Origin of the sequence: Anaerocolumna sp. AGMB13025, assembly GCF_029689925.1 — a bacterium.
In the GTDB taxonomy this organism is placed as follows: Bacteria; Bacillota; Clostridia; order Lachnospirales; family Lachnospiraceae; genus Anaerocolumna.
This window is the reverse complement of record NZ_CP121445.1, coordinates 3827722-3840397: the sequence shown is the minus strand read 5'-3', so window position 1 is coordinate 3840397 and position 12676 is coordinate 3827722. Positions and strand designations below refer to the sequence as shown.

At 38.6% G+C, this 12676-nt stretch carries 8 protein-coding genes; all 8 read left to right on the top strand.

What is annotated here, in order from left to right; genetic code table 11:
- Positions 1-558 precede the first annotated feature (558 nt).
- The 8 genes from QA584_RS15825 (at position 559) to QA584_RS15790 (ending at position 12655) form a co-directional block, all read left to right on the top strand.
- Positions 559-1533, top strand: coding sequence for a glycosyltransferase family 2 protein (locus QA584_RS15825; RefSeq protein ID WP_278270023.1), 975 nt, complete (start codon positions 559-561; stop codon positions 1531-1533).
- A gap of 32 nt (positions 1534-1565) precedes the next feature.
- Complete coding sequence (gene wsfD / locus QA584_RS15820; RefSeq protein ID WP_278270022.1) at positions 1566-3095, top strand: glycan biosynthesis hexose transferase WsfD; 1530 nt, start codon at positions 1566-1568, stop codon at positions 3093-3095.
- A gap of 6 nt (positions 3096-3101) precedes the next feature.
- Positions 3102-3980: a GGDEF domain-containing protein gene (locus QA584_RS15815; RefSeq protein ID WP_278270021.1), complete on the top strand. Its 879-nt coding sequence runs from the start codon at positions 3102-3104 to the stop codon at positions 3978-3980.
- Positions 3970-5550: a DUF2334 domain-containing protein gene (locus QA584_RS15810; RefSeq protein WP_278270019.1), complete on the top strand. Its 1581-nt coding sequence runs from the start codon at positions 3970-3972 to the stop codon at positions 5548-5550. Before QA584_RS15815 ends, QA584_RS15810 begins: the two co-directional genes overlap by 11 nt.
- Positions 5547-6839 (top strand): glycosyltransferase, encoded by a 1293-nt coding sequence (locus QA584_RS15805; protein WP_278270018.1) that lies wholly within the window; start codon positions 5547-5549, stop codon positions 6837-6839. Before QA584_RS15810 ends, QA584_RS15805 begins: the two co-directional genes overlap by 4 nt.
- A complete protein-coding gene (locus QA584_RS15800) occupies positions 6840-9182 on the top strand; it encodes a cellulose biosynthesis cyclic di-GMP-binding regulatory protein BcsB (RefSeq protein WP_278270017.1) in 2343 nt (780 codons plus the stop codon).
- Positions 9183-9327: 145 nt separating this feature from the next.
- On the top strand, positions 9328-10425 hold the full coding sequence (gene wecB, locus QA584_RS15795; protein ID WP_278270015.1) for a non-hydrolyzing UDP-N-acetylglucosamine 2-epimerase: 1098 nt from the start codon (positions 9328-9330) through the stop codon (positions 10423-10425).
- Between the two features lie 19 nt (positions 10426-10444).
- Entirely contained in the window at positions 10445-12655 is a 2211-nt protein-coding gene (locus tag QA584_RS15790; RefSeq protein ID WP_278270014.1) for a hypothetical protein, read from the top strand.
- The last annotated feature ends 21 nt before the right edge of the window (positions 12656-12676 follow it).

Below are 12676 nucleotides of genomic sequence, written 5' to 3'. Positions count from 1 at the left end.
GCAAAAACAAGTTTCTACAAAAACAGGCGGTTGCATCAATAATAAAAGGATGCAACCGCCTGTAGGTTTTTTAAATAACAAATAATCGCAGGTGAAACGAAAGCGTTTAATAAGGGGTCTCTCCAATAAGCAACTGCAAATGTTATCTGGTAATGGTTCCAGTTGTTATTATTTATAGTATTTTGCAGATAGTTTGAGAAAAATATACTGGATTGGAAGACTTTTTTCGCTGTTAACCAGAAATTATTACAATTTATCAAACTTTTACTATAATATAAAAAATAAATTACAACAAATATGGATTAAATTAACATAATATGTTATAATAAGTAAATAGAAGAAAGCATTAATAAGCTGACCTGTTATTGTGAAAGATCAAATTTTGGATTTACTACATTGAAAAATTACCTTGAATTCTGTGATTACCACTTAAAAGGTTGGAAGACAATTCTATAGAAAGATTTGACTTTGACTTTAATTTTTCAACTCAGTATAATAACCCTACAAGCAGTTATAGTGTAATATATTCAGGAAAAATAGGATAAGGGAGCCGTGAATATGAAAAATATTTTATATATTGTAATACCCTGTTATAATGAACAGGCTGTTTTACAGGAAACGGCAGCTCGGCTAAAACTAAAGCTTGAATATTTGATGAATTCAGGGAAAATCAGTGAGAAAAGCCGAATCGTGTTTGTGAATGACGGTTCTTATGATAATACCTGGATTATGATCAAAGAGTTGCACGAAAGAGATAGCATATTTACAGGAATCAATTTAAGCACAAATAAAGGACATCAAAATGCACTCTTAGCCGGTTTGCTGACAGTGAAAGGATTGGCTGATGCAGTGATTTCCATGGACGCGGATCTGCAGGATGATATTGATGCGATAGAGAAGATGATTGATAAGTATCACGAAGGGTGTGATATCGTGTATGGAGTCAGAAGCAGCAGAGTGAAAGATTCCTTTTTTAAGCGTTTTACGGCAGAGTCATTCTACAAACTAATGAGTTATATGGGAGCGAATACTGTCTATAATCACGCGGACTACCGATTAATGAGCAGACGGGCAATTGAAGACTTAAGTGAATTCAAGGAGGTTAATCTGTTTCTTAGGGGTATCGTCCCTCTGATTGGTTACCGGAGCGGAATCGTTACCTACGAAAGAAATAAGCGGTATGCCGGTGAGAGTAAGTATCCCCTTAATAAAATGATTGCCTTTGCCTGGGACGGTATTACCTCTTTTAGCATAAAACCAATCCGCATGATTTCTACCCTTGGTATATTTGTTTTCAGTTTCAGCATTTTGATGCTTATCTACATTCTGGCACGGTACTTTACGGGACAAACAGTTGTTGGCTGGGCGAGTTTAACAGTTTCTTTGTGGGCAATCGGTGGATTGATTTTGCTTTCCTTGGGAATAATTGGTGAATATATAGGAAAGATATTTTTAGAAGCAAAACAGCGGCCACGCTTTTTTGTGGAAAGTTTTCTGGATGATGAGTTTTGCTCTGGAAAAAATGAGAATTAATCTTTAGCAGGAGCGCGTATGCAGGAGCAGCTATGAAATTAAAGAAGCGATTACTTTATATATTCGGCAGATTCGTATCAGGTCTTAAGTTTTTACTTGGTAAGAGAAAATTGCTGAATTTTAGAATGAAGGATAAGTATACTCCGCATAGAATGGCAGTTGCTGCTATTATTGTGATTAGCCTCATTTGGATTTATGCCTTGATCCTTCCTCCATACTTAGGTGTTTCGGATGACGGAACCTTTCGTAAAACGATGGAGGGGGCTGGGCTGTCTTATATACAAGAAGACAGTTCGGATATGTATAATAATTATTATGTAAGGATTTATAAACAAGAGGGCAGCAGTTTAGCGGGATTTAAGAATTCTCAGGAGTTTTTTATAAAAACCGCTGTTTTTTTAGATAACCTGGTAACAAAAGATAAGTTTTTTGATATCCGCTTTCTGGCCGCCATCTACGGAATTCTTTTTTTACCGGCCGTATATTTAATTGTAAAGCAGGCCTGCATGCGGGTCACTAATTTTTCGGAAGCTACGGCAATTACCGCTCTGGGTGTGTTTATATTTGGAGACATAACTTATATCACTTACTTTGCTTCTCTATATCCGGAAGCTTTATGGTTTATCTGTCTTGTCTATATTGCCGGAATAATAAGTAGCCTTACCGGTAAATACACTACCACCAAGGTGCTTTTCCTAACACTTTTCGGTATTATATTAAGTTTATCAAGACAGCAGTGCTGGATTATAGGAATAATTCTTGCAGGATTTTTTATCCGTGGGGTCTTTTTAAACAGGAGCTTTCTTTGGAGAGCGGGATGCATTTTTCTTGCATTTGTATTAAGTATATCCGGGCTTATATCGTTCTACCTTCTGGAATCGGATTTTACAATTACAAGTAAATATCACTCCATGACCAGGGGAGTTTTGTTTCAGGCAAAGAATCCGGAAAAAGCCCTGGAGGAATTTGGGATTGACAGTTCTTACTCAGTCCTTGCCAATACCTCTGCATATGACTATTATCCTCAGGTTCTGCCGGAGGCTGAGGTTTTGCAAAAAGGATTTTTTGATAAATACCAACCATATGATATTGCTGTTTATTATATCAAACATCCTGGAAGTTTTGCCGGGATGATGGATATTGCAGTCAAAAGCGTTACCAATCTAAGACGCAGCTTTTGCGGCAACTATGAAAAATCAGCAGGTATGCCGGTAATGGCCAAGAGTCTGTTCTGGTCTGGATGGAGTAACTTTAAAGAAAGATCCATGCCAAAAACCATCGGTTATTTAATTTTACTGCTTGTTTTTATCTTTTTATTATATGGTCCAAGATACAGCTACAGAATGAATATAGGGAAGCAAAGATCTTCTAACCTTATGTTAGAGATGGCAGTTATTACAGCGGGAATTGGTCTATCACAGGCAGTCATAACCATTATAATGAGCGGGGATGTGCTGCTTAACCAGCAGGGGTTTTTGCTGGGGGCTTCCATGGATGTCATATTATTCTTTATAACGGCGGAATTACTGAGCAGACTTAATATTCTTGAAGATCGGAGGTAAATAAAAGTGGCAAATAAAATAACTGATAAGAAAATAACCGGTTATGTTCTGGAAGACTTAGGGATGCTGCTTTTATTAATCTGTTTATTCTCCGGTACGGTAATTTTGTCTTTATCTCCTGTACAGCAGAAGATGGAATTCACCCTGATGCTTTTGGTTACCTTTATGGCAGTCATGCTGGCGGCATACCGGTTAATTATACCCAGTATAGTATGTGCAGGGTTTCAGGTAGTTGTCTATACGGCCTATAAGATATTTATGAATTATACCTTTACTGAAACCATAGAACCAATTAATTATATATGGCTCATTTACCCGTTAATAACAGTAGGGGCAATGATACTTTTTATTCAAAGAAGCATTAAGATTGAAACAGAAATCGGAATATTAAGAGAACAGGTAGAGGATCTGGTTTTGATTGATTCTTTAACCGGTTTATACAATTTGAAAAGCTTATACCTGGACCTGGGTTCTTCCATTGCCTTAGCCACCAGGAAAAAGACAGAAATCACTCTGATGATTGTAAGGCTTAGATATGAGCCTGAACTTAAGAAAATACTGGGTAGAAATTATTATAACACGTTAAAACAGAAACTGGCAGTTGTGGTACAGGAAACATTACGGGTTGAAGATAAAGTATATGCAATCGATGATAAGGGCACTTTGGCCATGATTCTGCTATGCGATGCAGGCGGTGCAAAAATAGTAAAGGACCGTTTGAAACACAACTTAAATTCAAAAGATGCAGCCCTTGAAATTATTGAAAATAAAACGATAAGACTGGATTTTCAATTCGCTTATCTGCAGTATCAGGCAGAGGTATATGGAAAAGATGTGATTGGATATAAGCAGAAGGTAGAAAGTGAGCTGCAGTATGATGTATAAGAAATTATGTCTGCTCTGCTGTATTATCCTATTTGCTGCAATTGGTAATCCATTTACCGAACCCCGAGTGGTCAGAGGGGAAGAAAACCCGCTTAAGCCTGCCGAAATGCTTATTATATATAATAATAATCCTACCAAAGAAGAACTCTCCGGTGTTCAGTCCATTGTTGAAGTATTGACCTATTTGCAGCACAGTGTAGTGTTTGCCTCAGTGGATGAGTGTCTGCCGGTATTAAATAATTATGATTCTATTATATGCTATAATCTAACAGGGGTAACTAATTCTTTTATTAATGCCCTGGCTGATTCTGACAAAGCAGTTTTTGTTGCCGGCGGGGATATGGTTAAGGCCTATGTTGACAAAAAGGGATATCCCATCACCAGTACGGAATTTAGGGATGTAACGGCTTCCGTTACTTATGAGTTCTCTGAAAAGCGAAAATTTAATACCCTGACGAATTTAGACCGCGGATATTTATTAAAAGGTAACTTTCGTTATACTGCTGGTATGATATCAGTAGCCGGCGAATCTTCCGGTTTATATTCCGTATATGGTTCCTTTTTATATACACCGGTTACAGATTTTAACGATTCCCTGCTATTAGCATCATTTACAGATGAAGTGGCCCAGTGGCTCTGGCCCTATAACGGAAAGCCTCATACCTACGCCCAGTATATTGTACTGAATGAGGTTTATCCTTATACCAATGCCAATACCCTAATGAAGGTTATTGAGTATTTAACTGATAACAAACTTCCATTTATCATATCTGTTATGCCGGTTTACCAGAATGGGCAGTATCCTGCCATGGAGCGTTTTTGTGAAATATTACGATATGCCCAGGCAGGCGGAGGGGCTGTAATCATGCACGCTCCCATAACATTAAGAGAAGATAAGAATGTAGATTTGATATGGCAGTATTTAACCACTGCCACGGAGGCCTATACCAACTACGGTGTCTATCCTTTAGGAATACAGGTGCCGGAACGATTTATGTTTACAGAAACCAGCAGGGAAATCATCAGACGGTATTCCACCATATTCTGGTATAAGGAGGAAGGGGAGGCTTCGGTGGATTTATCGGAGCATTTTAATTCTATATACAGTGACGGACACAATATGATTGGATCCTCCATTTATCTGGACGATCTTTTAAGCAATCAGATTATGGTTCATTCCACAGCAACTTATATTGATATGAATGAAAGTTTTGATATGATAAAGGAACAGTTAGAGGAAAAAAAGACTTCCGGTATCCCATTTAAAAATCTATGGGAAATTGACAACAGTGTATATGCTAATAACTTATACCTTCATACCTCTGGCGGACAGGTGTATTTTAATAATGAAAAAAAGTCACTGGATTATATTCCCTTTGCATATGATAAAAATTTTGATTATAATAAAGGGTTATTCCACTGGATAGCCATGGATCTTGCCGGACTGAATGAAATCCTTGTAGTTGTTGTAATAATTTCTTCTGTCTTATTTACCTTTTTCATTATCCGGGCAAGGCAGTTTAACAGAAAGAAGTTCCTTTATACGAAAGAAAGAGAGCAGAAAAAATGACGTGGGCTGATATTTTATCAATGTATTCCATCTATGTAATATGGATATTGATGACAATTAATATTGTATTGTCCATCGGCGGTTATATCTATTATTCCAGGGTCAAAAAGACGGATGGACATATTGAGACGGCGGTATACCCCATGGTATCCGTTTTAGTACCTGCTCATAACGAAAGTATTGTAATACAGAAAACGGTAAGAGCTCTCTTAAATTTTGATTACCCCAGTGATAAATATGAAATCATAGTAATTAATGATAATTCCAGTGATGATTCTGCTAACGTATTAGCAGAGATTCAAAAGGCAAATCCAGACCGGCAGTTATTAGTCATCAATACAGATAATGAAGCCGGCGGAAAAGGAAAATCCAATGCTTTAAATATTGGTTTTTCTGTTGCAAGGGGGAGTGTGATCGCCATATATGATGCGGACAACACTCCGGAACCAAAGGCACTTACCCTTTTGGTTGAGAACCTCATTAACGATGAGAAAGCCGGTGCCGTCATAGGAAAGTTCAGGACAAGAAACCGGAATGCCAGTATACTCACCAGGTTTGTCAATATTGAGACATTAGCCTATCAATGCATGAATCAAGCCGGTCGGTTTTTATTTTTTAAATTATGTACAATCCCCGGCACCAATTTTGTTATCCGAAGAAGTATTATTGAGGAGATGGGGGGATGGGACCCCAAGGCATTATCGGAGGATACAGAGATTAGTTTCCGGATTTACCGCATGGGATATTATATAAAGATGATGCCTTTAGCCGTGACCTGGGAGCAAGAGCCCCATCTGCTGCCCATATGGTTTAAACAAAGAACTAGATGGGCAAAAGGAAATATCTATGTGCTGCTTAAAAATTTTAAATATGTATTTGACAAAGATGCGGGTAAAATGAGGCTGGATGTTTTGTATTACTTACTGGTATATCTGCTGATGCTATCCTCCCTGATTTTTTCCGATCTTATATTTTTTGCCGGTGTACTAGGTTTTGTACATGTCTCCATCAGCGGATTTTCCACGGTTTTATGGGGTATGGCTATCCTGGTTTTTGTTTTGAATATGCTGATTACAATGGCAGTAGAAGAAAATGAGTTTAATTTTGAATCAGCAGTTTTGATATTGATTATGCTTTTTTCCTATTCCAAACTGTGGGTTTTCGTGGTACTCAATTCCATTCTGCAATCCATCGGTGATACAATCTATAAAAGGGAAGTTAAATGGGAAAAAACAGTGCGTTATGCAGAGTCGTCAGAGGATACCAGTAAGATTAGGAAGGGTAAATAGATGCAGAAGTTATGGAATAAGAAAATCTGGTTTATAATACTTGCTTTGGTTTTGGTCATTACAGGGGAAACTCAGGCATATGGGGCTAATCCAAATAAGAACCAAAAGGAAACAGTCAGGGATAAAGAGGCCAATAAGGATAGAGCGGCAAACAAGTCTGGAGTAAATAAGACTGGAGCAGCCGATAGCAAAGCAGAAAAAGATACTGCCAATGGTCAGGCATATCAGGAGGCGGTAAATAACATTATTGATTCCAATCCCGCGGATGCCCTTGAACCGGATGTGAAAAAACCGCAGGTGCCAAAAACAGCCTATCAAAAATATTTTTCCTTTGACTATGACCGTATTTTAAAAGGTGTCATTTCAACGGAAGGACTGTATTTCTACATTCCAAATTATTGGGATACCAAATATGTATATGCTGAAATCGAGTTTAGCGTAAGTCAGATGGTTAATGATAAATTACCCGCTTCCTTAACGTTTATGCTCAATAATGAACCCTTTTCTTCCTGCAAAATTACTTCCAAAGACGGTGAAAACCAGCTTTTGTATGTAGAAATTCCAACCGCTGCCCTCAAAGCCGGTTATAACCAGTTAAGTGTGACTTCTTATGTCAGACTTTATGATTATGAAGGCTGTGAAGAAGATAATTCCTGGGCAAACTGGGTTAATATTAGTAAGAATTCCTACATCTATGCCGGTTATGAATTAAAAGAAACGAATAATCAGATTAACTATTTCCCGTATCCCTTTATATCTACTGCCAATCCTACCGGACTAGGAACCGGCATATTTGTTTCTGATACAGTGAATAACGGTGAAATCGCAGCGGCGCTGTATTTAATGGCTGACATAAGTTCACAGGTTGAAAAAGAAAATGAGATAACTCTTGGCTTTCTAAAAGATGCAGACAGTTCAGGAACAGACCGAAAAATAATCATAGCCTTAAGGGACAACCTGCCCCAGGAGTATAAGCAATATCTGCAAAGCGGGTCTGGCGGCAGCAGCATAGGGTTAAATGGTCTTGGAATGGTGGAACTTACAAAAGACCGGGATGGCAAGCCCTTAATGGTAATTACAGCAGATAAAGAGGAAAACCTCATGGAAGCCGTTAATATGCTTTTAGATGAAAACCGGTTATCCCAGGAAAAGGTGTCTGCCGCCTATGTAAGGGAAGGAAGTGCTAAGACCGCGTATGAATCCGGTCTGTTAAGCCAGTTGGTTGCCGATAATTATACTCTTAACGATATTATGGGAAGCGGGCTTACCTTTGTGGGACCTTTCCATAAAGAATCCACTTTGTATTTACCTTTTCAGAATGACTATATTTTAGCTTCCTCAGGTAAAATTACATTAAAGTTTAGATACAGTGACAACCTGGATTTTACCCGTTCGCTGATTAGTGTATTTTGGGGGGATATACCCATAGCAAGCAAAAAATTATCCAGAGAAAATGCCGGCGGTGACGAACTTACCTTTACCATTCCGGCAGATATTGTTGGCAGTGCCGCCAATAGTATTAAAATAGCATTTGATCTTGAATTGCAGGATTTGTTCTGCAGTCTGAGACAGGATGAGATGCCCTGGGCCTATGTGAACGGGGATTCTGTTCTTTATCTTCCGGCAGAAGCAAGTACCAAGGTATCCTTTAATTATAAGCCGGCACCATATCAAAGCAACGGCAGATTTAATTCTATCCTGGTTGTTACAAGCAATAATCCGGGCAGCAGGGAATTAAACCTGCTGGGAAAAACCCTAGCATTGTATGGCGAGAATGTAGGAGCTTACGGGGAAATAAAAGTTCAAAAAGCCAATGAATTTTCCGAGCAGGACAGCGATTACAACATCATAACTGCCGGAACGTTTCAGGAAAATGAGTTCCTGCAGAAGATAAGCAAGCATTTATTTTTTCCTTACAGCACGGGAGGGGATGCCTTTTTAAACAGCAGTCAGCTTGTTCTTTCGGATAATTATGCTAAAAGCATAGCGGCATTTCAATTGTTCAAGTCACCCTATTCCGATGGCAGGGCAATCCTGGCAGTATGCGGTACGAATGACAATACCATAAGCATTGCAATGGACTTCTTAAACTCTGTGGAGAACCGTGGGAAATTAAAAGGTGACTGTAATCTGATTGACACTACGATGGATATAAAGAGTTTTCAATTTATGAAAGATACGGACTTAAAAACAAAGCCTACGGTAAAAGAGTTTGTAAAAGAAAATAAGCAGCCGATCATGTTTACAATAGTTGCAGCCTCAGCTCTGTTTATGCTTCTCTTTGCAGCAATCATTATATTAGTAAGAGCCAGAAAGCACAGAAGAAATAATGAGAAAGACTGACCCTGAAAGAAGCAGCTTACGGTAAGAGTTGGATAACTAAATTAATTTTTATGAGCTGTATTGATTGTTATACTAATGGAAAAAAGGGGCAAAAAGTGGCCGGATGGAATAAGGTATAAAAAAAGTAAAAGGAAGCTTGGTAAGTATGAAAAAGATTATGGTAGTATTCGGTACAAGACCAGAAGCGATAAAGATGTGCCCACTGGTAAAGGAGTTGTATAAAATAAAAGAATTTCAGACCCTGGTCTTAATTACCGGTCAGCATAGGGAAATGCTGAAACAGGTTCTTGACAGCTTTTTTGTTACTCCGGATTATGATCTTAATATAATGAAAGAAGGACAGGACCTTTTTGATATTACCATATCCATTCTCACTGGTATGAAAAAGGTGCTGGAAACAGAAAAACCGGATCTTGTGCTGGTGCATGGCGATACTACCACAGCTTTTGCGGCTTCTCTGGCGGCTTTTTATATGAATATTCCTTATGGGCATGTGGAAGCGGGGCTTAGAACCTATGACTTAACAGCACCATACCCGGAAGAATATAACCGGCAGGCAATCGGGATCGGTGCTAAATTTCATTTTGCGCCAACCAAAACGGCAAAAATGAATCTGGTAAAAGAAGGTAAACCGGAGTCAAGTATTTTTGTAACCGGGAATACCATAATGGATGCCCTGAACTTAAGTATCAATGATAACTATACCCATCCGGTTTTAGAATGGGCATCGGGGAGCAGACTTGTATTGCTGACGGCCCATCGCAGGGAGAATTTAGGACCTCCCCTCTATGATATCTTTCATGGAATAAAACGGGTTCTGAATGAAGTTAATGACGTGAAGGTACTTTATCCAATACATCTAAATCCGGCAATCAGAAAAATTGCGGCGGAGGTTTTTAAAGAGGATTCCAAGATAAAGATCATTGAACCGCTGAATGTAATCGATTTTCACAATATTATGTACCGGTCCGAGTTTATCCTTACTGACAGCGGCGGTATTCAAGAGGAAGCCTCGGGGCTTAAAAAACCGGTATTGGTACTTCGGGATACCACAGAACGACCGGAAGGGATACAAACTGGTACCTTAAAGTTAATCGGTACCGGAGAGGAAACTATTTACCGGGAATTTAAACGTCTATTAACTGATAAAGAGGAATACGATGCCATGAGTAAGGCTTCTAATCCTTATGGTGACGGTACTGCCTGTAAACAGATAATAGATATTTTAACTAGCAGATTGTAGAGAAAGAAAAGGGGTAGCTATGAGTTTTCGCAGGAATTGGTTTTCGTACCTGGCAATGTATTTGTATCTGGCGGCGGGGCTTTTGATACTTATATTTGGAGTAACACAATTTAAAGAGGGAAAAGAATACCCACTGCTGTCACAAGTATTGCTTATTCTTGGAATCTTTGGGGCAATTGCAGTGATTCATGCTCTCTTTTATTTAATGACCAGGCCTTCTATGGTTATGGCAGGTGAATTTATGAAAAGAAAATGTCCATGGCTTGAAGGGCTGTTTGTAGTACTTGTCCTGGCTGGGGGGATTGTACTCCGGATATGGTATATAAAAGCCTATACGGTAAGTATGGAGTCCGATTATAAGTTTTACTACGATGTAGCTAAGATGATAATGGATCATACTTTGCTTACTCAGGCAAATAATGAATATATCGCGCTGTTCCCCAATACGTTTGGATATTCTTATGTATTGTCTTGGGTTATGAGAATTTTTGGGACAGCTTATGCAGTACCTTTATATTTTAATGTGGCAATGTCAGCGCTTACTGCCTTCTTCTGTTACCGGATTGGTAAGAACTTAACCGGAACCATCGGCGGCATAGCAGCATTTTTAATAAGCTGGTTCTGGCCCTCTCAGATTATATTCAGTAATATTAACGGTTCGGAAGCTACGTTTACCTGTATCTTATTTGGTGCGGTCTTATTAACCGTCCATCTAATGAAAAAATATGGTGATAATACTAAGGTTTCCGTATCACCCATTGCACTACATTTTTTACTTGGTATTCTAATTGCAGCAGCCTCGGCAATCAGACCCATGGCCCTTGTTTATTTTATCGCGGTAGTATTATGTCTCTTTACTGTTCGCAAAAAACTTGTGTATAAGAATATTAATGAATTGCCCCTGGGAAAGATTTTTATTTCAAAGGGATGGTTACGGGCAGTTGTAGTTATTGCTGGTTATTTAATCTGCACCCAGATAATTAACGGTGGAATCTCCAATGCGATACAAAAGGATGCAGCCGGTTCCGGAGCTATGGGTTACAGTTTAATGGTGGGTGTAAACATTCCCAGTGACGGCGGCTACAGTGAAGAGTTAATGAATATCTTAAATGATTCCTATAAAGAGACCGGTTCGGCAACCCAGGCCCATAAGCTCTGCCTTGAAATTGCAAAACAGTCGGTTATGAAGGATCCGGTTGGTACCCTTGAACTTTTTGCTAAAAAGTTTTATCTGGTATGGTCCAATGATGATTATGCTACAACTACCAATATTGTTACAATGAATAATCAGAAACTTCTAACCCCTGACAAAGAAAATTTCATGTATCGTATGGCTGTGTGGAATAATGTTTATTATCTGGCCGTTGTATTCTTCTCTTTGTTCGGAGTCGTGTATTTGTTCAGACGGGATAATAACGGATTGATTTTACCGGTGTTTTTTGTAGGTGCTTTTGCCCTTCATATATTAGTAGAAATGCAGAACCGCTATCATTATTATCTCCTTACGAATTTTGCTCTGCTGGCAGCGGTGGGAATTGGCTTTTTATATCAGGAATATTTACAGCGCATTAAAAGTAAAATACCTGAGCTTCAATATGCTTTTGAAGCGGTACCCGCAGCGGTGGCATTAGAAGCAGCACAGGATACGGTTGAAGATTATATAAATGAATCTAAGGCTTTAGAAAATGAACAAAATGAGCATGCTCTTCCTCAGATTGATGTTCTGAAAGCAATAGAAGAGGGTCACATTATTATAACGGCTACCGAAGCTTACAAAGATATTAAGGGACCTGACAAACTGATAGGGAAATCGAATGAGACAGTTTATGAAACAGAGAAATTAGAAAATGATTCGATACCTGTTACATCTTCTCAGCTTGAAGCAAAACAAACCCAGGAAGAACAAAGGAAGCAGAATTCGTCAGCTTTGCAGGAACAAAGCCAGAAAGCAGTTAAAACAGATCCAATTAACAGTAATAAATCCTCACAGCATAAGATTAACAGGTCTTTACAACCCCAGATTGAGAAATCTGCTGCAAGGATAACTGTTACAAGCCATAAAAAAGCGGAAGCATTCGTATCTGGTAAAAAAAGAACCGGTTTGACGAAGAAAAAAAACCTGGTATCTTTGATAAAACGAAGAATTTCATATAACAAAAAAAGACGTAATATTAAAAAAATAAATTGTTATCCACAAGGTTATAGTAAGAAAGTTCAAAGCGAAAAGTAAAATTAGAGTGTTGCAGCACAA